General features: G+C 64.7%; 19 protein-coding genes and 1 pseudogene. 7 read left to right on the top strand and 13 right to left on the bottom strand.

Going from position 1 to position 19,466, the window contains the following annotated elements; translation table 11 throughout:
* On the top strand, positions 1 to 415 hold a 415-nt coding region (locus V2I30_RS00520), incomplete at its 5' end, for an OmpA family protein (RefSeq protein WP_330660098.1).
* A gap of 91 nt (positions 416 to 506) precedes the next feature.
* On the opposite strand, the gene V2I30_RS00515 is transcribed toward V2I30_RS00520, so the two are convergent.
* From V2I30_RS00515 to dnaE, 3 genes and pseudogenes are all read right to left on the bottom strand, one after another.
* A complete protein-coding gene (locus V2I30_RS00515) occupies positions 507 to 1,067 on the bottom strand; it encodes a DUF4019 domain-containing protein (protein ID WP_330660097.1) in 561 nt (186 codons plus the stop codon).
* Between the two features lie 114 nt (positions 1,068 to 1,181).
* Positions 1,182 to 1,304, bottom strand: a pseudogene (locus V2I30_RS14905) (LuxR family transcriptional regulator); the annotation flags it as partial.
* The gene (gene dnaE, locus V2I30_RS00510) at positions 1,304 to 4,813 is read right to left on the bottom strand and encodes a DNA polymerase III subunit alpha (RefSeq protein ID WP_330660096.1); all 3,510 of its coding nucleotides are present in this window, start codon (positions 4,811 to 4,813) and stop codon (positions 1,304 to 1,306) included. The pseudogene V2I30_RS14905 and the gene dnaE, both read right to left, overlap by 1 nt.
* 97 nt (positions 4,814 to 4,910) lie before the next feature.
* Between dnaE and V2I30_RS00505 the strand changes: the two genes are divergently transcribed.
* The gene (locus tag V2I30_RS00505; RefSeq protein ID WP_330660095.1) at positions 4,911 to 5,201 is read left to right on the top strand and encodes a DUF6958 family protein; all 291 of its coding nucleotides are present in this window, start codon (positions 4,911 to 4,913) and stop codon (positions 5,199 to 5,201) included.
* A gap of 11 nt (positions 5,202 to 5,212) precedes the next feature.
* Here the strand turns inward: V2I30_RS00505 and V2I30_RS00500 are convergent, their stop codons facing one another.
* The 4 genes from V2I30_RS00500 to V2I30_RS00485 all read right to left on the bottom strand — a co-directional run bounded on the left by V2I30_RS00500 (position 5,213) and on the right by V2I30_RS00485 (position 8,026).
* Positions 5,213 to 5,692 carry a glutathione peroxidase gene (locus tag V2I30_RS00500; protein WP_330660094.1) on the bottom strand — a complete coding sequence of 160 codons (480 nt, stop codon included), beginning with the start codon at positions 5,690 to 5,692 and terminating at the stop codon, positions 5,213 to 5,215.
* Between the two features lie 30 nt (positions 5,693 to 5,722).
* Positions 5,723 to 6,001: a hypothetical protein gene (locus V2I30_RS00495; RefSeq protein WP_330660093.1), complete on the bottom strand. Its 279-nt coding sequence runs from the start codon at positions 5,999 to 6,001 to the stop codon at positions 5,723 to 5,725.
* 74 nt (positions 6,002 to 6,075) lie between these two features.
* Positions 6,076 to 6,771 carry an ABC transporter ATP-binding protein gene (locus V2I30_RS00490; RefSeq protein ID WP_330660092.1) on the bottom strand — a complete coding sequence of 232 codons (696 nt, stop codon included), beginning with the start codon at positions 6,769 to 6,771 and terminating at the stop codon, positions 6,076 to 6,078.
* Positions 6,772 to 6,784: 13 nt separating this feature from the next.
* Entirely contained in the window at positions 6,785 to 8,026 is a 1,242-nt protein-coding gene (locus V2I30_RS00485) for a lipoprotein-releasing ABC transporter permease subunit (protein WP_330660106.1), read from the bottom strand.
* Positions 8,027 to 8,249: 223 nt separating this feature from the next.
* Here V2I30_RS00485 and purF point away from each other — a divergent pair, with 223 nt between their 5' ends.
* The 3 genes from purF to V2I30_RS00470 all read left to right on the top strand — a co-directional run bounded on the left by purF (position 8,250) and on the right by V2I30_RS00470 (position 11,037).
* A complete protein-coding gene (gene purF, locus V2I30_RS00480) occupies positions 8,250 to 9,746 on the top strand; it encodes an amidophosphoribosyltransferase (RefSeq protein ID WP_330660091.1) in 1,497 nt (498 codons plus the stop codon).
* Between the two features lie 4 nt (positions 9,747 to 9,750).
* On the top strand, positions 9,751 to 10,476 hold the full coding sequence (locus V2I30_RS00475) for an SDR family NAD(P)-dependent oxidoreductase (protein ID WP_330660090.1): 726 nt from the start codon (positions 9,751 to 9,753) through the stop codon (positions 10,474 to 10,476).
* Between the two features lie 213 nt (positions 10,477 to 10,689).
* Entirely contained in the window at positions 10,690 to 11,037 is a 348-nt protein-coding gene (locus V2I30_RS00470) for a PilZ domain-containing protein (RefSeq protein WP_330660089.1), read from the top strand.
* Between the two features lie 25 nt (positions 11,038 to 11,062).
* Here the strand turns inward: V2I30_RS00470 and V2I30_RS00465 are convergent, their stop codons facing one another.
* The 4 genes from V2I30_RS00465 to V2I30_RS00450 all read right to left on the bottom strand — a co-directional run bounded on the left by V2I30_RS00465 (position 11,063) and on the right by V2I30_RS00450 (position 15,978).
* On the bottom strand, positions 11,063 to 12,259 hold the full coding sequence (locus tag V2I30_RS00465; protein WP_330660088.1) for a serine hydrolase domain-containing protein: 1,197 nt from the start codon (positions 12,257 to 12,259) through the stop codon (positions 11,063 to 11,065).
* Between the two features lie 17 nt (positions 12,260 to 12,276).
* Complete coding sequence (locus tag V2I30_RS00460) at positions 12,277 to 13,542, bottom strand: cyclopropane-fatty-acyl-phospholipid synthase family protein (RefSeq protein ID WP_330660087.1); 1,266 nt, start codon at positions 13,540 to 13,542, stop codon at positions 12,277 to 12,279.
* 71 nt (positions 13,543 to 13,613) lie between these two features.
* Positions 13,614 to 15,005: a cryptochrome/photolyase family protein gene (locus V2I30_RS00455; protein ID WP_330660086.1), complete on the bottom strand. Its 1,392-nt coding sequence runs from the start codon at positions 15,003 to 15,005 to the stop codon at positions 13,614 to 13,616.
* Positions 15,006 to 15,021: 16 nt separating this feature from the next.
* Positions 15,022 to 15,978 (bottom strand): metal-dependent hydrolase, encoded by a 957-nt coding sequence (locus tag V2I30_RS00450; protein ID WP_330660085.1) that lies wholly within the window; start codon positions 15,976 to 15,978, stop codon positions 15,022 to 15,024.
* 96 nt (positions 15,979 to 16,074) lie between these two features.
* On the opposite strand from V2I30_RS00450, the gene V2I30_RS00445 reads away from it, so the two are divergent.
* Both V2I30_RS00445 and V2I30_RS00440 read left to right on the top strand, forming a co-directional pair.
* Positions 16,075 to 17,040, top strand: coding sequence for an alpha/beta hydrolase (locus V2I30_RS00445; RefSeq protein WP_330660084.1), 966 nt, complete (start codon positions 16,075 to 16,077; stop codon positions 17,038 to 17,040).
* Positions 17,037 to 17,510: an RNA pyrophosphohydrolase gene (locus tag V2I30_RS00440; RefSeq protein ID WP_330660083.1), complete on the top strand. Its 474-nt coding sequence runs from the start codon at positions 17,037 to 17,039 to the stop codon at positions 17,508 to 17,510. The genes V2I30_RS00445 and V2I30_RS00440 overlap by 4 nt, the downstream gene beginning before the upstream one ends.
* Positions 17,511 to 17,526: 16 nt before the next feature.
* Here the strand turns inward: V2I30_RS00440 and V2I30_RS00435 are convergent, their stop codons facing one another.
* Positions 17,527 to 18,063 carry a tetratricopeptide repeat protein gene (locus tag V2I30_RS00435; RefSeq protein WP_442896881.1) on the bottom strand — a complete coding sequence of 179 codons (537 nt, stop codon included), beginning with the start codon at positions 18,061 to 18,063 and terminating at the stop codon, positions 17,527 to 17,529.
* 20 nt (positions 18,064 to 18,083) lie between these two features.
* Positions 18,084 to 19,262, bottom strand: coding sequence for an RsmB/NOP family class I SAM-dependent RNA methyltransferase (locus V2I30_RS00430; protein ID WP_330660081.1), 1,179 nt, complete (start codon positions 19,260 to 19,262; stop codon positions 18,084 to 18,086).
* Positions 19,263 to 19,466: the final 204 nt, after the last annotated feature.

The following is a 19,466-nucleotide window of genomic DNA, read 5'->3' as shown; positions in this document are numbered from 1 at the left end:
GGCTCCCCCGCCGCCGCCGCCTCCTCCTCCGGCACCGCCGCCGCCTCCGCCGCCGGCGCCTGCGTGTAACACGGGTCCGTATATCGTCTTCTTCGAGTTCGACGAATCCGACATTACCGCGGATGCAGCGACGATCCTCGACAATGCGGTGACGGCCTATGCCAATTGCGGCATGGCCTCGATCATGCTCGCGGGCCACACCGACACGGTCGGCCCGCAGAGCTACAACCTCGATCTGGCCGCACGCCGCAATGACAGCGTTCAGGAGTATCTGACCGGTCGCGGTATCCCGGGCGGTCGTATCTCGAGCGAAGCGTTTGGCGAGAACGATCTGCGCGTCCCCACCGCGGACGGCGTGCGCGAGCTGCAGAACCGCCGCGTGGAAGTCACTTACGGGCCGGGTTCCGGCATGTAAGCGCCTTCACAAGCGAACAAAGAAAGGGCCGGGAGAGCATATCTCCCGGCCCTTTTTGTTTACGCTTTCTTTTGCTCGAGGGCGGCGGACTTCAGGCGATGAAGTAGCCGTTGACTTCCCACCCGCTTTCGCCCTGCATCATGACGACGGTTTCGATGGCATCCCCTTCCCTGCCTGCAAAATCGGTGCGGAACTGAAGGATCTGGAACTCCCCTTCTGGCACGCCGGGCAAACTCGATGCGCGTTGTACATTGGTGAGCTTTCGCGACTTGGCCGCGCCCAGCGGAGCGCGTACCGGCTCGACCCGCTCCGCCCATTCAGCTGCGCTGACCTGCGTTTGAAAAAGGGTCCCGGCCACCTCCCAGCTGCCATCCCAATCGGACGCATCGACGCGATTCAGGAATATCCGCGCCGAAGAGAGTGCCTGCGGATCGGCCTCGGCAGCTGATACGTCGCCGGGAGTGGTCGAGGCCGCTTTAGTTGATGCGGGTGTGGAACCATCCCCGATGCCTGCGAACATGAAGACGGCGATGGCGGCTATTGCGATAGACATGATTAGCATTCCTCCTGTGAGCCAGGCCGACCGCGAAAGGCCGGCGGGGCGCGTTTGATTGAGGACTGCAGTGTCTTCGGGCGGGCTTTCCTTCTCCATCCCGAAAGCTCTGTGCGCTTGAGATTGGGGGTCATCGCTTTCGAAGTCCCCCAAAATTCTTGCGGCTTCCCGGCTGCTGCCTACCGACAATTTGCGGCGTGCATTGCGCAGGCGATCGTTGAACGCATGGACGGAAATGCCGAGCTCGGACGCGCTCGACTTTGCATCGTGCCCGGCGAGGAGCAGCCGCAGGGCCTCCTTCTCCTTGTCGGTGAGCGCGTCAATATCGCGGGCCATCAGGCCACCAGCTTGAGGTTCGCCCGGCTGCGCCTGCCGCCCAGGGGCTCGAGCGCGACATTCTCGACGCCCTCGACGCCCGCCAATCGTTCCGCGAGGTCGCCATCAAGGACGAAGTCGGAGCCGAGGCGGATATGCGCTTCCTCTTCATCGCCCAGCACGACGCGAACCATAACTTCGCCCGGCGCTCGCGTTTCGCGCTTCAGTTCGAGCGTCAGTTCGGCGAGGCCGGACAGGCTAGTCACGTCCAGTCTCAAAATCATCGGTGTGCTGCCCCTTATCGAGGCGAGCGGACGCGCGCCACGAACGGTGAGGCGGGGCGCTTCGCCCGAGGTCGGGCAATCGAGTTCCACTGTCAGCAGCACGGCCTCGTTCGCCTGCGCCCAGTCGAGGAATTGCGATACGAGCGATTCCTCGAAACAGGCCGAGGAGAATTGCGAGGAGCCGTCGTCGAAATCGACGCGCACGAAGTCTTTGCCGGTGCGCGTCTTCGCCTTGTTCGCGCCTTCGACAACGACGGCGATCGTGGCCTTGATGCGCTGGCCGGCGGCAAGCTCGGTCTGCATCAGGCTGTCATAGGAGCGCGCCCCTTGCGCCGAGGCGACCGCGCGATAATCGGCGAGCGGATCGCCGGCGAAGCGGAAGCCGAAATTCTCGCGCTCCTTCGCCATCGCCTCGCGCGGGGTCCAGGGATCGGTCGGCTGGAGGCGCAGGTCGTCCTGCACCGCATCCTCGCCCCCGAACAAGCCGCCCTGCCCGCTGACCCGTTCGCGCGCCGCGGCCTCCGAGGTCGCCAGCAACAGATCGGCATTGGCGAAGAGTTCGGCGCGGTTGGGGTGCAGGCCGTCGAGCGCACCGGCGCAAATCAGCCCTTCCAACTGGCGACGGTTCATCGAACCTTGCGGTAGCCGCTCGAAAAAGTCCTTGAGGCTGGCGAACTCCCCGTTCGCCCCGCGCTCGGCGACGACAGCCTCCATCGCCTTTTCGCCCACATTGCGAATGCCGGCGAGCGCATAGCGCACCGCGTAGCCGTCGTCGGTCTGCTGCACGGTAAAGCGCGCCTGTGAGGCGTTGACGTCGGGCGGAAGCACTTCGATCCCCTCGCTTTCCACCCGCTCGGCAGGATAGCGGCGCGCATCGTCGACGAAGATGGCGAGCTTTTCCGACTGATGCATGTCGAAGCACATCGAGGCTGCGTAAAACTCCTCCGGGTAATGCGCCTTGAGCCAGCCGGTCTGATAGGCGAGCAGCGCGTAGGCGGCGGCGTGCGACTTGTTGAAGCCGTAGCCTGCGAACTTGTCGATCAAGTCGAACAGCTCGTTCGCCTGTTTGGCTTCGATCCCGGATACTTCCTTGCACCCCTCGACGAAGCGCCCGCGCTGCATGTCCATTTCGGCCTGGACCTTCTTGCCCATCGCGCGGCGCAACAGGTCTGCGTCGCCAAGCGAGTATCCGGCAAGGATCTGCGCCGCCTGCATCACCTGTTCCTGGTAGACGAAGATGCCGTAGGTCTCGGCGAGAATGCCCTCGAGCTTCGGATGCGGGTATTCGATCGGCACCTCGCCCGCCTTGCGTTTTCCGAAGAGCGGGATGTTGTCCATCGGACCGGGGCGATAGAGCGAGACCAGCGCGATAATGTCGCCGAAATTGGAAGGCTTCACCGCGGTCAGCGTGCGCCGCATACCTTCGGATTCCAGCTGGAAGACGCCGACCGTGTTGCCCGCCTGCATGAGATCGTAGACCGCGCGATCGTCGAGCGGGAGCGCGCCCAGATCGATGTCGATTCCCCGCTCCGCCAGCAGGTCGACCGCCTTGCGCAGCACCGAAAGCGTCTTCAAGCCGAGGAAGTCGAACTTGACGAGCCCGCTGCTCTCGACATGCTTCATGTCGAATTGCGTCACTGGCATGTCCGAGCGCGGATCGCGGTACAGCGGCAGCAATTTCGCCAGCGGGCGATCGCCGATCACCACTCCCGCCGCATGGGTCGAGGAATTGCGCGGCAGCCCTTCGAGCTGCAACGCCAGATCGACGAGGCGCTTCACCTCGTTGTCATTGTCATATTCGCGCTTGAAATCCGCCGCGCCGTTGAGCGCGCGCGGCAGCGTCCACGGATCGGTCGGATGGTTGGGCACCATCTTGCAGAGACGATCCACATGGCCGTAGCTCATCTGCAAAATCCGTCCGCAATCGCGCAGCACCGCGCGCGCTTTCATCTTGCCGAAGGTGATGATCTGCGCGACGTGATCGTGCCCATATTTGCGCTGCACATAGCGGATCACTTCGCCGCGGCGCGTTTCGCAAAAGTCGATGTCGAAATCGGGCATCGATACGCGTTCTGGATTGAGAAACCGCTCGAACAGCAAGCCCAGCTTGATCGGATCGAGATCGGTAATGGTGAGCGCCCAGGCGACAATCGACCCCGCCCCCGATCCGCGCCCCGGCCCAACCGGAATGCCCTGGTCCTTGGCCCACTGAATGAAATCGGCAACGATCAGGAAGTAGCCGGGGAAACCCATATTGACGATGATGTCGATCTCGTAATCGAGCCGGTCGAAATAGACCTTGCGCTCTTCCTCGGAGAGGTCCTCGTAAGGTTCGAGACGCGCTTCGAGCCCGGCCTTGGACTGCTCCGCCAGCATTGCCGCCTCGCCTTCGAGATCGCCCGCAAGGCTTGGCAGGATCGGGTCGCGATAGGGCGGCGCATAGGCGCAGCGCTGCGCGATGACGAGCGTGTTGGCAGTCGCTTCGGGAAGGTCTGCGAAAAGCTCCTCCATCATGCTCGCCGATTTGACGAAGCCCTGCGGATTGGTGCGCGCGCGCTCCTCGTTTTCGAGATAGGTCGAGTTCGCGATGCACAGCATGGCGTCATGCGCCTTGTGCATATGCGGCTCTGCGAAATTGGCGGGGTTGGTGGCGATCAGCGGCAGATCGCGGGCATAGGCCATGTCAACCAGTGCCTCTTCGGCCCGATCGCAGACGGGATCGCCGTGGCGTGCCAACTCGATATAGAGCCGGCCTGCGAACAGCGCCTCGAGCCGATCCGCGAGCGCGTCCGCCGCATCGTGCTGTCCCTCCGCCAGAAGGCGCGTCAACGCCCCCTCGCCCGCTCCCGTCAATGCGATCAGCCCATCGGTGCGACCTTCGAGATCGCTCAGTGCGACATGCGGCTCGAGTTCAAGCGGACGTTCCAGATGCGCCTTGGACACGAGATCGCACAGATTGTCGTAGCCCGCCTCGTCCTGCGCATAGAGTGGCAGATAATCGACGAGCTTGCCCTCGCTACCCTCGCGCGCAACGCCGAGCATGGTGCCGATGATCGGCTGCACGCCCTCGCCCGTGCAGGCCTTGGCAAACATCACCGCGCCGTAGAGCCCATTGCGGTCGCAGATGGCGATCGCCGGAAAACCCCGCTCCTTCGCCAGCGTGGCCAGCGCCTTGGGATCGATCGCCCCTTCGAGCATCGAATAGGAAGAGAGCACGCGCAAAGGGACGAAGGGGGCGAATGGCATCGTTCGAAGTTACGCCTCGACAGGCGGCTTTCAAGCAGCGACGGGCCGGTCTTGGGGAAAAGCTGGGGGCAAGCTACGATTGTTGCGGGAGGGCAAGATGACCGAGATGATCGAAGTCGAAAACGTCAACACGCCGGGCAAGGTGAGCCGGGTCAATGCGGCGAAATATGCCGATATGCTCGCGGCATTCGAGCGCGCGGTGCCGAAGTCGTCACCGGGGCTCACTCAAGGCGAAGTGCGCGAGGCGGTCAAACCGCATTTGTCCCAAGACCTGTTTCCCGGCGGGAAGACCTGCGGATGGTGGGCGAAGACGGTGCAGCTCGACCTCGAAGCGAAGGGGCAGCTCGTGCGTGAGCAGACCAAGCCGCTGAGGTGGCATTGGAAATAGCCGAAGAGCGACTACAACAGCTTCTCGATATCCTTGGCGATCCCCGCCGGCGCGTCCTGCGGACCATAGCGCTTCACCACTTTGCCGTCGCGGTCGACCAGGAACTTGGTGAAGTTCCATTTGATCGAGCTCGATCCCATCAGCCCCTTCTTCTCCTGCTTGAGCCAGTCGAACAGGGGCGAGGCGTCGGGGCCGTTGACGTCGACTTTCTCCATCAGCGGGAAGCTTACGCCGTAATTGACGCGGCAGAATTCGGCGATCTCGTCGGCATTGCCCGGTTCCTGCGCCCCGAACTGGTTGCAGGGAAAGCCGAGTACTTCGAAGCCGCGATCCTTATATTGCTGATAGAGCTTCTCCAGACCGTCATATTGCGGGGTGAAGCCGCATTTGGATGCGGTGTTGCCGATCAGCAGGACCTTGCCCCGCTTGGCTTCCAGATCGAGGCTTTCGCCGCGATTGGTTGTGACTGTGAAATCGGCGATTGTCGTCATTTGAGCGCGCAGTCCTTGTGTTGATGCGGTCTATCCGCGCGGGAAGTCCGGCCGTTCGGACAGCGCCACCGCTTCGGCGGCGGTATATTCGCGGTCGCCCTTCTTCTCGATCACGTATTTGTCGCGCTCGTCCGCCGGCAGGGTGGCGACGTGGCGGATCATTTCAGCGAAGGTGCCGCGGCGCAGGGCGTTGCCGCCTGAAATGACGCCGTCGCTGGTCGCCTTGCTGTGCAGGGCGGCGCGATCGTTCCAGGCATCTTCGTCGCTATTGACCGGGGTGCCGTCGTAAGTGCTGGGATGGTCTGCCATGTTCGAGCTCTCCTTGTTTGAAAGATCAACGGGCCAGCGCGCCGATGGTTTCGGGGTCGACGCCACGAACGTGCCTAGCTCAGGACCCCGTCATGCAGGCGTACAATGCGATCCATGCGCGCGGCGAGGCGCTCGTTATGCGTGGCGACGAGCGCCGCGCTGCCCTCCCCGCGGACAAGCTCGAGAAACTGGCCGAGCACCGTGTCCGAAGTTTCCTCATCGAGATTGCCGGTCGGTTCGTCGGCGAGCACCAGCGTCGGCTGGTTGGCGAGCGCGCGCGCGACGGCGACGCGTTGCTGTTCGCCGCCCGAAAGCTGGCTGGGGCGGTGGGTGAGACGATGGCCGAGGCCGAGCGTTGCAAGCAGGGCCTCGGCACGGGTCGCCGCCTCGCTGCGCGAAAGCCCTGCAACCATCTGCGGCATGATTACATTTTCGGTCGCGTTGAAATCGGGCAGCAGGTGATGGAACTGGTAGACGAAGCCTAGATGTTCGCGCCTTATGCGGGTGCGTTCGTCCGATGCGAGCTTTTCCGCGCGTTCGCCGGCGATCGCGATGGAACCCTCGAACCCGCCTTCGAGCAGGCCGACCGCCTGCAGCATGGTCGACTTGCCCGATCCCGACGGACCGAGCAGCGCGACGATCTCGCCCGGCATGATGTCCAGATCGACCCCGCGCAACACATCGATCCGCTGACCGCCCTGTTCGAAACTGCGTTTCAAGCCGCGCAGGCTGACGATCGGCGCGGCGCTGGCCTGTGTGCTTGGCTCCAAAGCAGGATCCGCTTCACTCATAGCGCAGGACCTGGACCGGATCGGTGTTCGACGCGGTCAACGCGGGATAGAGTGTTGCGAGAAAGCTGAGGCCAAGGGCGAGCGCAACGATGCCGATGATCTCCCACGGATCGACGCGCACGGGGAGCGAGGTGAGAAAGCGGACCTGCGGGTCCCAGATCTCCACCCCGGTCAGCGCGGCGATGCCGTTGACGATGCCGTTGCGGAAATAGAGCAGCACGAAGCCGACGACGAGCCCCGTTACCGTGCCGATCGCACCGATCGTGGTGCCGGTGGTGACGAAGATCTTAAGCAAGCTGCGCCGCGTCGCCCCCATCGTGCGCATGATGGCGATGTCGCGAGTTTTGGCGCGCACCAGCATGACGAGGCTCGACAGAATATTAAAGGACGCGACCAACACCATGAAACTCAACACGAAAAACATCGCGACCCGCTCCACTTCGAGCGCTTCGAACAGGGTCGAGTTGATGCTCTTCCAATCGGCGATGACGGCCCGCCCGGTCAGCGAGCGTTCGACATCAGCGAGGATGTTGCCGACATCGTCGGGGTCGGTCACCGTCACCTCGATCAACCCCACCGTATCGCCCAGCAACAACAAGGTCTGCGCGTCCGACAGCGGCATGATGACGAACGTCTCGTCGAAATCATAGAGCCCGATCTCGAAAATCGCGCCCACTTCATAGCCGACTTGGCGGATCGAGGTGCCGAAAGGTGTCGCGCGTCCTTGAGGATTGATGATCGTGATCGTGTCGCCCACCCGCGCGCCGAGATTGGCGGCAAGGCGCGATCCGATCGCGACCTTGCCCGAGCCGGGCTGGATTGCGGCGATATCGCCCATCAGCACCTTGTCGGACAGATCGGCGATATCCTCGGCGGTATTGCCGCGCACGAAGACCGCGTTGGTGCGTCCGTTGTAACTCGTCAGCAACGGCTGCTCGATCAGCGGCGAGGCATTCGTCACGCCGGGCGTTTCACGGACTTCCGCGAGCACGCTTTCCCAATCGTCGAGCTGCCCGCCATAGGCCTGGATGATGGCATGGCCGTTGAGCCCGCTGAACTTTTCCAGCATTTCGGTGCGAAAGCCGCCCATGACGCTCATCACCAGTACGAGCATCGCGACCGAAAGCATCACCACGCCGACCGAGATACCGGCGACCAGCGCAATGAACGCTTCGCCTTTGCCCGGCCACAGATAGCGCTTGGCGATGAATCTTTCGAAGGGGGACAGCATGATGGATGGCATTCGCAACTGGGGCGGGAAAGGTGAACCGAGCCTGTAGGGCGCCCGACCCGCGCGCACAATCGCCGGTTTGCGCGGGGCTGTGCGAAAAGCGGGCGCGCGAGCGAGGCGACGGGGAGCTACCCCTGATGGTCGGCCTTGTAATTGCGCCGTAACATCGCCATTGATCGCACGCGTCGCAAGCGCAGCCCAAGCGAACCCGCAACGAGCGATAGCCATGACCCCAGCAAGTCCCTTTGCAGGCAATTTGACGCACCCGTTTCACGACGAGGACGGCGATACCCTGCGCGAGGAATGCGGGGTGTTCGGCGCAATCAATGCGGAGAAGGCCTCGGCAGCGACCGCCCTCGGCCTGCATGCGCTGCAGCATCGCGGGCAGGAAGCAGTCGGCATCACCAGCTTCGACGGGCGCGATTTCATCTCGCGCCGCGGGCTCGGCCATGTCGCGGATAACTTCTCCGCCGCCGAAGCGATCGCCGAACTGCCCGGCCCGATGGCGGCCGGCCATGTCCGCTATTCGACCACCGGCGGCGCAGGTCTGCGCAATGTGCAGCCGCTCTATGCCGAGCTCGCCAGCGGCGGCTTCGCGATCGCACATAACGGCAATATCTCGAACGCGCAGTCGCTCCGGAAAGATCTCGTCGGGAAGGGTTCGATCTTCCAGTCGACCTCCGACACCGAAGTCATCATCCATCTTGTCGCAACCTCGCGCTATCCGACCGTGGCGGACCGGCTGATCGACGCGCTGCGGCTGGTCGAAGGGGCCTATGCGCTGATCGTGATGACGCCCGAGGGGATGATCGCCTGCCGCGATCCGTTGGGCATTCGCCCGCTCGTCATGGGCCGGATGGGCGATGCGGTGCTGTTCGCGTCGGAGAGCGTCGCCTTCGACGTCGTCGGCGCCGAGATGATCCGCGAAGTCGAGCCGGGCGAGATGTGCCAGGTCGATTTTGCGGGCAACATCAAAAGCCTGCACCCCTTCGGCACGGTCGGTCCGCGGCCGTGCATCTTCGAACATGTCTATTTCAGCCGTCCCGACAGCTATTTCGCCGGGCGCAGCGTCTACGAAGCGAGGAAAGCGATCGGCAGCGAACTCGCGCGCGAGGCGCCGTGCGACGTCGATCTCGTCGTGCCGGTGCCCGACAGCGGGGTGCCCGCCGCAATCGGCTATGCCCAGGCCTCGGGCGTGCCCTTCGAGCTCGGCATCATCCGTTCGCACTATGTCGGGCGCACTTTCATCCAGCCCTCGGACAGCGCGCGCCATTCCTCGGTCAAGCGCAAGCACAACGCCAATCGCGGTCTGGTATCTGGCAAGCGCATCGTCCTGATCGACGACAGCATCGTACGCGGCACGACCAGTCTCAAGATCGTCGAGATGATGCGCGAAGCGGGGGCGAGCGAGGTGCATTTCCGCGTCGCCAGCCCGCCGACCGCGCATTCCTGCTTCTACGGCGTCGATACGCCGGAGCGTTCCAAACTGCTCGCCGCGCGGATGGAGCTCGAACCCATGCGCGATTTCATCAAGGCCGACAGTCTCGCCTTCATCTCGATCGATGGCCTTTATCGCGCGGTCGGATCGGAGGGGCGCGACAAAGCCTGCCCCCAATTCTGCGACGCCTGTTTCACCGGCGACTATCCCACCTCGCTGACCGATCTTCGCATGAGGGAAGACCGTTCGGGCGAGCTGCCCTTCGCCGATCCGAGAGCCGCCTGAACCCATGACAGAGAAAAAGAGACTAGCCGGTAAGACGGCCCTGGTGACGGGCGCGAGCAAGGGGATCGGTGCGGCGACGGCCAAGGCATTGGCCGCTGCCGGCGCGCATGTCATCCTGGTCGCGCGCAAGGTGAAGGCGCTTGAGGCGATCGAGGACGAGATCCACGACGCGGGCGGCACCTCGACCATCGCCCCGCTCGACCTTGCAGAGCCCGACGCCATCGCCCGTCTCGGCACGGCGATTGCGGGCCGGTGGCAGACGTTGGATATTCTTGTTATTTCGGCAGCTTACCTGCCGGAGCTCACACCGGTTAGTCAGATCGATCCCAAGCAATACAATCAGGCGATCCTGACCAATGTCGTCGCCACGCAGACGTTGCTTGCGGCGTTCGATCCGCTGATGCGCCGGGCCGAGGCGGGGCGGATCATCGGCCTCACCAGCAGCGTCGGCGCTCATCCGCGCGCCTTTTGGGGCGCCTACGGCTCGACCAAGGCGGCGTTCGACAATCTGCTCGAAACGTACGGCGCCGAGGTGGAAAAGCTGAGCGAGCTGCGCGTCGCCATTCTGGATCCGGGCGCCACCCGCACCGACATGCGCGCGCGCGCCTATCCCGGCGAAAAGCCCGAAACCGTAAAGCCGCCCGAAGTGGTGGCGGAACGCATCGTTGCGCTGCTCGAAGAAGATTTCGAGACCGGACACCGCGAACGCGTGGCCGAGCCGGAAGACTGACCGGCAGACGGAGCGACACCGGTCCTCGTCGATGGCCGTAAATCGCGGCGTGACGTCAATTTCGCGCGCAAAACGACGTCTTAGGCTGCTGTTAACCATTTCTTTCTATCTTCGGTGAAGCATTCTCGCCGATGACATTCGCGTGGACGCCGGGTCGAAGCGCCGAATCGCACTCCTTCGGGAGTACGGACAAAAGAAGGTTACGAGAAGACCATGCCGAGCAACAACAATCGTTACGAGCTGGCATCGCAGGAAGACCGCTGCTCCCCGCGCACGCGGCTGACGATCCCGGCCACTCTCCGGGCATCGGGCGGGCGCGCATTTCAGAGCGTGGTGCACGATCTTTCGATCTCGGGTTTCTCGGCCGCCTCGATCAACCGCATGCATGACGGCCAGATGTGCTGGCTAACTCTCCCCGGCCTCGAATCGCTTCAGGCGCAGGTGGTCTGGTGGGACAATTGCATCGTCGGCTGCGCGTTCAGCGAACTGCTGAGCCCGATCGTGCACGACAACATCCTGCAGCGTTACAGCAATACAGGCGTCTATCGCCCGATGGCGTGACGCGGCTTACATCCGCGAGCGACAATCATTCCGCAGCGGATATCCTGCCGATCATCTCGAACCAGACATCCCTGTTCGGGCCGGTTGCCGTTGGCCAGTTGCCCACGATGGTGATCACCAGATCCTGCTCGGGGAGAATGGTGATCGACTGACCGAAAATCCCCTGCGCGCCGTAGCCTTGCGGATAGGTCCACCACTGATAGCCGTAACCGAAACCGGGCCTGCTTGGGAAATCGACCTGGCTGTCGCCGGCTTCGGCAAACCAGCCTTCGGGAACGACAGTGCCGCCGCCTTCGAGCGCGAAGATCCCCATCCGCGTATAATCGGACAGGCGCAGCGACAGACAGCAGCCGCCGATGTTGCCGCCGCGCTGATCGTTCATCCAGAACAGCCCACCGGCAAAGCCCGCCGGCTCGACGATCTTTTCCTGCGCATAAGCGGCGAGCGGCAGGCCGACAGCGTTTTCGATAATGAGGCCGAGAAGGTTGGTCTCGCCGGTCTTGTAGACGAATTTCTCGCCCGGAGGGGCTTCGCGTTCGAGACGCTTCATCTGTTCGACGATCGCCCCTTCCCCGTATTCGAGCGTGAACCGCGCGAGCTGGGCCACGTCGCTTTCCGGGTCGGTATAATCCTCGTTCCAGGCGGCGCCGCTGGTCATGGTCGCGACCTGGCGCACGGTGACGTCGTCATAGGCCGATCCCGCAAGGCCCGGGACGTAACGGGTGACGGGATCGTCGAGGCTGGCGATGAAACCGTCCTTCAGCGCCGCGCCGAGCAGCGTCGAGGTGAAGCTCTTGGCGACCGAGAAACTGGTCCAGCGCTGATCGGGGGTGAAGCCAAGAGCGTAATCCTCGAACCGGACGCCGCCATCCTCCCACACCATGACGCCCGCCGCGCCGGTATCGATCATGGTGCGTCGGATATCCTGCGCGAGGCTTGCGGGGAGCGGCTCGCCGGCCCGCAATTCGCGCGGGGTCGTCGCGGCGGGCACTTCGTGACCGGGAAACCAGTTTTCCATGGCGCGAAACCGGGCGGACCTCTGCTCGTCGTTCCAGAACAGGACCTGAAGCTCGGACGGATCGCGCGCCGGCGGCTCGACGAAGGCGACCGGTTCCTGCGCGACCGGCTGGACGCCCGGCCCATCTACCGCGCCTAAACTGCAAGCCGAAAGCGCCAGCATTGCAGCTGCCGCGCTCGCCATGATCGAAGCCTTGTGCTTCATTCCCGTCATCTTTCCCCTCACCTTTCCCTGACCAGCGTAACCTGGCGCACATCGATATTGCCGGCGCGAAAGCCGGCTTCGCAATAGTCGAGATAGAATGTCCAGAGCCGCACGAAGGGCGCATCGAAGCCAGGCGGCAGCCGCCCTGCCCGAACGGCGTCGTCGAAGCGTTCGTGCCACAGTTTCAGCGTCTCGGCATAGTCGCAACCGAAGCGGGTTTCGTCGCGCCAGACGAGCCCGCGCGCTTCGGCGAGGCGGCGAAACTCGCTTCGCTTGATGAGCATGCCGCCCGGAAAGATGCAGGCCTGAATGAAGTCGGGCGTGCGCGCATAGGTTTCGAACAGGTCGTCCGCCATCGAGATGAACTGCAGCCCCGCGCGCCCACCCGGCTTGAGGCTGCGCGCGATGCAATCGAGGAAACCGGGCCAGTATTCGCGGCCCAGCGCCTCGACCATCTCGACGCTGGCGATTGCGTCATAGGTGCCGTCGATGTCGCGGTAATCGAGGCGGCGATAGTCGATCCCCTCCCCCCCTTGCCCGCGTGCAAAGGCGAGTTGCTCGTCCGAGAGGCTGATCGCGGTGACCGTGGCCCCGCGCCGCGCCAGCAACCGCGCGAGCGAACCCCAGCCGCAACCGATTTCGAGCACGGATTCAGGCGTGCCGAGACGATCCGCGAGCGCGGCCAGCTTGCGCTCCTGCGCGGCTTTAAGAGCGGCTTCGTCGCCGCCGGTCGCGAGGCCCAGCGCGCTCGAATAGGTCATCGTCGGATCGAGCCAGGCGCCGTAGAAATCGTTGCCGATATCGTAATGCGCGGCGATGTTGCGCGCCGAGCCCTGGCGGTGATTGCGATTGAGCCAATGCGCGATCCGGCCGATCCAGCGCAGCGGCCCGGTGCTGCGCGCGATCTGACCCAGGCTGCGCGCATTGGCGGAGAACAGCGCGAACAGGGCGACCCGATCGGGCGTTTCCCATTCGCCCGCCTCGTAGGCCTGGTAAAAGCCGATCACCCCGCCGCCCGCCAGCCGCAGCAATCCGCGCCAGTCCTTGAGCTCGATCTCGGCAGCGAAGCCGGGCGCTCGCCCGCCGAGCATTCGGGTCGAACCGTCGGGGAGATGGGCGAGCAGCGATCCCTGTCCCAGGCCGGCATCGATCCGGGTAAGCATCGTGCGGAAACCCGGCGCGATGGCGCGCGAGACGAAGCCGGGACGGCTCAGGAAAAGCCTGCCCGATCGCAGTAGCAATGCGCCGCGCGCCGCCTCTCTCTTGACCCCTTGCGCCGTCATGGCGCCCTAATAGTCAGCCTCGTAGCGCCCCGGCAAGTCGCTAGTGGCGGCCGCGACGCGCCCTTTGCCCGTCAATCGTCCTTCATCGCGCGATAGGCGTCCAGCGCTCGCTCGCGTCCCTCCTTATGGGCGATCAGCTTGGTGGGATAATCCTCCGGCCGGCAATCGTGACTTTCCGGATCGTGGATGGCCTCGTCAGGCAGACCAGCCAGCTCGGGTACATAGGTGCGGATATAGGCCGCGGCGTCGAATTTCTCGCTTTGCGTCAGCGGCGCCATGATCCGGCTGAACATGTTGGCATCGACGCCCGTTCCCGCGTTCCACTGCCAGTTGACCGAGTTGGAGCCGTAATCGGCATCGACCAGGCAATCCCAGAACCATTGCTCGCCGCGCCGCCAGTCGATCAGCAGATGCTTGATGAGAAAGCTCGCCGTGATCATCCGCACGCGGTTGTGCATCCAGCCGGTCTGCCATAACTGGCGCATTCCGGCATCGACGATCGGATAGCCGGTTTCCCCCTTCTGCCAGGCGCGAAGGTCGCTCGCCGCGTCATCGTCGCTGTCGGGATCGCGCCAGCTCAGCTTCTCGTAATCCTCGCGGTAACTCTCGCGGCCGTAATCGGGAAATTGACAGATGACGTTCTGCGCGTAGTCGCGCCAGACGAGCTCGCTTTCATACGTCTGCCATCCGTCGGAGCGTTTGTGCTTGAGCGCGTGCCAGATCTGCACCGGGGTGATTTCGCCATGATGTAGATGCGGCGACATGCGCGAGGAGCCGTCTTCGCTCGGCAGGTTGCGCCGATCTTCGTAGTCGCCGACATCCCCTTCCCATTCGGACAGCCGCTGATGCGCCGCCTCCTCGCCGACCTCCCAGAAATTGGCGATCCCGCCCGACCAGTCGGGCTTGGTCGGTAAGAGGTTCCAGTCGGCGAGATCGTCGCTCGCGGGCCAGTCATCGGGGGACGAGAGCTCTTCGGGCCCAGGCAGCGTGTCGCGCGGTGGAAACTCGGCGCGGGTCGCTTTGTAGAAGGGCGTGTAGATTTTGTAGGGTTCGCCCGATCCGGTCGCCACGTGGCCCGCCGGGAACAGGTAATTCCCATCGTAGAACGTGAGGTCGAGTTCGTCCGCAAGCTCATCCTGCGCGCGCACCCACCACGGTTCGTAATGGCGATTGGCATGGACGGCCGTGGCACCCACGGCGTTTGCGCAGGCGGTTAGTTCTTCCACCGCATCCCCGCGCCGCAGAATGAGCTCGGCGTTGCGCTTGCCCAGGCTCTTCGACAGGCTTTCGAGCGAATGGTGCAGCCACCAGCGCGCCGCGCCGCCCAGCTTATGCTCGCCCGGCGCGTCGTCATCGAGGACATAAACGCACACGACCGGCCCCGCCTCGGCGGCGTGATAGAGCGCGGGATTGTCCGCCATGCGCAGATCGCGTCGGAGCCAGACGATTTGGGGTTTGGACATTGTCGGATGAATGCTTCTACTGCGATGGAAGTTCCGCACATTGCACGTGCCGAAGCGCCACACCGAACCGGCCCCGCGCGCGTGGATCGTAGAAGCGCGCGTCGCGCAGCACGATCGATCCGTCCTCGGCGCGCGTGGCGAAGGGCGCTCTGGACCACGACAGGAACGCCTCGACCTGCGAAGAACGCTGTCGCTCGTCAGCGAGATCGGGAAGCGCGCATTGCACGTCTTCGCTTGCACGGTAGCCCTCGCCCGCCGCCTCCCCGCCCCAGGCATCGGAGACCCAGCGACCATCCTCGAGCTGCGCGATCCGTTCGCGCTCCCACGAACGGATCGGCGCCGGCGACGCGATGAAGGAGACGGCTTGCGGATGCCAATGATCGCCGCGGTGCGCATAATGCGACGCGGTCTGCGCGCCGTTCACCCCGATATAGGCCAGCATGATTGCGAGCGCGGCGCGCGCGATCCCTCGCTGGTCGCCGCCCGCCTTCTCACGCCGCGAGGCCGACAAGACGCTGACGATGAGCAAGGCCCACAGCCAGACGTCGATAATGAACAGCGTATCGCCATAGAACCAGCGGCTCGAAAACGGCTCGAGCAGGCGGATGCCGTAGACGTTGAGCCAGTCGAGCGCGGGATGCGACAGACAACCCACGAAGGCGAGCGCATAAAGCCAACCGAAGCGGACCGGCGCGCGGGTTTCGGGACGCTTGCCTCGGCGCGCCTGCCAGCGGTCGAAACCCCATAACAGCCCGGCGAGGATCAGCGGCAGCAGCACCATGGCGGGCGGGCCGTGCGTGATACCGCGGCGAAAGCCCAGATGCTCGGTGCCCTCCAGCCAGAAGAAGCACGCCGCATCCACATCGGGCAGGTTCGCCCCGATCACCAGCGCGGGCATGCCAAGGCCGGTCTTTCGCTTGAGCCCGGTCTGTCCGATGACGGCACCGACCAGGCCGTGAGTGAGATTGTCCATCGCCCGTTCGCCTATCTGCAGCCCGAAGGCAAAGCGAGTGGAAATGCGTGGGCGTTTGCCCTAGCCATGTCGCGTTTCTGGGAGAATTGTTCGGACATGAGTGAAACAGCCCCTTTCGTACGGCCCGAGATGAAAGCGTTTCTCGACGCGTTGGAGGCGATGGACGGCCCGGCGATCACCGATATGACATTGGCCGAAGCGCGCGAATCCTATGTTGCGCTGCACGCCATGGCGGATCGTCCGGCGCGCGAGCTGGTGGTGATCCGCGACCTTTCCTGCCCCGGTCCGGCGGGCGACATCCCCTTGCGGCTCTACGATGCGCGCGACAGCCGCGAGGCGGGGCCGATCGTCACCTTCTATCACGGCGGCGGCTTCGTCATCGGCGATCTGGAAACCCATCACGCGCTCTGCACCGAGATCGCCGCGCTGATCGATCTGCCGTTGGTCGCGGTCGATTACCGCCGCGCGCCCGAACACCCCTTCCCCGCCGCGATCGATGATTGCGAGGCGGCGACGCGCTGGATTGCGGGCTCGCCCGGCGAACTGGGCCGGGAGGCGACCGGGATCGTCACCATCGGCGACAGCGCCGGCGGCAATGCGACCATTGTCGTCGGACAATTGCTCGGCCGGGAGCCGGCGGCGGTGCCCATTGCCTTGCAGGTGCCGATCTTTCCGCTGGCGAGCGATGCGATGGGTTCGGACAGTCTGGCGCAGTTCGGCGATGGCTATGTCCTCACCCGGACCGCGATCGAGTTCTTCGCCGAAAGCTACCGGGCGAACAGGGACGATGCGCGCGGTTTTCCCATACTCGGCGATCATTCCGCCGCTCCGCCGACCGTGCTGGTCACCGCCAGCCTCGATCCGATCCGCGATTCGGGCCGCGACTATGCCAAGGGACTGACTGATGCCGGGCGCGACTTCGTCTATCTCGAGATCGAGGGCGTGACCCACAGCTTCACCAATCTGCGCGGCGCGGTGCCGAGCACGCAGGCCGACCTCGAACGCATCGTCGCCGCCATGCGCTTCATGCTGGACCATCCGGCGCCGGAGAGTGGCTCATGAGCAGTCTTCCCTATCGCCCCTGCGCCGGCTTCATGCTCGCCAATCCCGAAGGCCTCGTCTTCGTCGGCGAGCGGATCGACAAGAAGGCGCTCGGTTTCTGGCAGATGCCGCAGGGCGGGATCGATCCGGGCGAGGAGCCGAAGGATGCCGCCCTTCGAGAGCTTCACGAGGAGACCGGGATCGGCGCCGATCTGGTCGAGATCGTCGCGCCCGCCTCGCGTCCTATGCGCTACGATCTGCCGCCCGAATTGCTGGGCAAGGTCTGGCGCGGCAAATATCGCGGACAGCTCCAGCACTGGTATCTCGGGCGCTTCCTCGGCAGCGAAGACGACGTCGATCTCGAAGCGCACGACCCCCCGGAATTCCGCGCCTATCGCTGGGTCGAACCGGCGCGCCTGCCCGACCTCATCGTGCCGTTCAAGCGCGAAGTCTACGCGGCGCTGGTCGAGGAATTCGCCCCGCTGATCTGATCAGTTGCTGGCCTGATCAATTGCTGGTGGGGCCGCCTTCGGGCGTGTCGACCGCCAGCCGCGCGGGCGGTCCGGCGGAGATGCGCGCCTGCAGCGCCATCGTTTCTGGGCAGGAAGCGCCGCACAGGCTCTCCAGCCGCGACAGGTTGCGCTGCGCCTTTTCGAGCGCGCCCTTTTCCACAAGCGCCTCGCCTTCGCCCGAAATCGCTGCGAAATTGTCCGGATCGCGGTTCAACGCCTCGCGGTAATAGCGGATCGCCTTGCCCTGCAAACCGTCGGCCCGCGCCGCTTCGGCAAGCTCGAGGAAGATCGGCGAATAGGCCGGATCGACTGCAAAGGCCGCCTCGAACGCATCGACCGCGCCCTGCGTATCGCCCGATGCGAGCGCCGCCTGCCCCTGCGCGATCAGCGCCGCCGCCGCCGGCTTGGGCTCGCGTTCGCCCGCGCTGGTCACACTCGCCGTCGCCATGAGGAACAGCGAAAGGGCAGCGGCGGCAGGCGCAAAACGCATGAAGAGCTCCTTGATATCGGCGAGGCCCGGGAAAGTCGGCATTGCCATGGTTTTTAGGGCTATCACGATGAACGCAATATGGCGACAAAAAACCCGTCCGTGCCGTCGTGGTACGGTGTCAGCCGCAATCCCTTACCGCGCGGCCGGCCCACCGGCATGTCGGGGGCAGTCGCGCGCCAGCCGGGATGGCGCGCGAGGAAGGCGTCGATGCGCTGGGGGCCTTCGCTATCGAGCAGCGAACAGGTGACGAAGACGAGCGTGCCGCCGGGCCGCACCAGCTGAGCGCCGATATCGAGCACGTGGTCCTGCAAAGCGGCGAGGCGACCCAACATGGCGGGCGTAAGGCGCCAGCGGCTTTCCGGATTGCGCCGCCAGGTGCCGCTGCCCGAACAGGGCGCATCGACCAGCACGCGGTCGGCTTTCGCTTCCCATGGCCGCAGCGCCTCCATCTCGCGGCCCGGGTCGAGGAGCAGCGTTTGCGCAATCCTCGCACCGGCGCGCTCGGCCCGCGGGGCCAGATTGCCGAGGCGTCGCTTGTCGGTGTCGGCGGCGATGATCTCGGCATCGTTCCCGGTCGCGGCAGCTAGGGCGAGCGTCTTGCCGCCCGCCCCGGCGCACAGATCGACGATCGTCTCCCCCGCCTCGGCTGCGACCGCCTCGCACATCCACTGGCTGCCGTGGTCCTGTATCTCGATGAAACCCGCGCGATATTCCGGCCACGCCTCGACATTGGCAGCGGCTTCCAGGCGCAGCGCATGTGGCGCCAAGAGCGGCTCGGCGGGTTCGGGCAGGGCGAGCGCCTCGCGGCGCGCCTTAAGCGCGTTGACCCTGAGATCTAGCGGCGCACGTTCCAGCAAGGCGGCACCCACGCGCGCGTCGATGCCCGACGCCGCCAGCCTTTCTGAAAGCCATTGCGGGGCGAGGCCGGCCGTCGCCGGCTGCTCGTCCGCACCGATAGGCGCCGGACCGTGGCGCGACCCGTCGAACAGCGCCGCCAGCTGCGCGTCCTCCTGCGCCAACGCCAGCATCGCCTCGCGCCCGCTCGCCGGCACCTCGCCGCACAGCCGCACCGCGCGGTAGACCAGTTCGCGCACCGCCCGCCGATCCTTCGATCCGGCATAGCGCCGCTGCTTGAAGTAGGCCGCGATCAGCCGATCGGCCGGCGCGCCTTTTGATTGCGCCGCCTCGATGATTGCGTCGAGCAGTTCGATTGCGGCCTGAACCCGAGCGGCAGGGGTCATGGGCGGCAAGTCCTACAGGATGGAACACATGGAACACGGTCCTGGGGGAGTTTTTTCGGGTGCGCTCCTGTGGTGGGAAATGGCGGGTTTGTGCAGATTTGGCGGAGGTTTGTCATGCGGAAGCTAGTGCCATGTTCGGGTGGGGGTAGGAAAGGTCCGGTTGGGAATTGCGTTGGCGGAAGAGGCCGGCTGCGTCGCTTCTGC

Origin of the sequence: Erythrobacter sp. (assembly GCF_036351135.1) — a bacterium.
Lineage (GTDB): Bacteria > Pseudomonadota > Alphaproteobacteria > Sphingomonadales > Sphingomonadaceae > Erythrobacter.
This window is presented reverse-complemented; position numbering and strand designations above follow the sequence as displayed.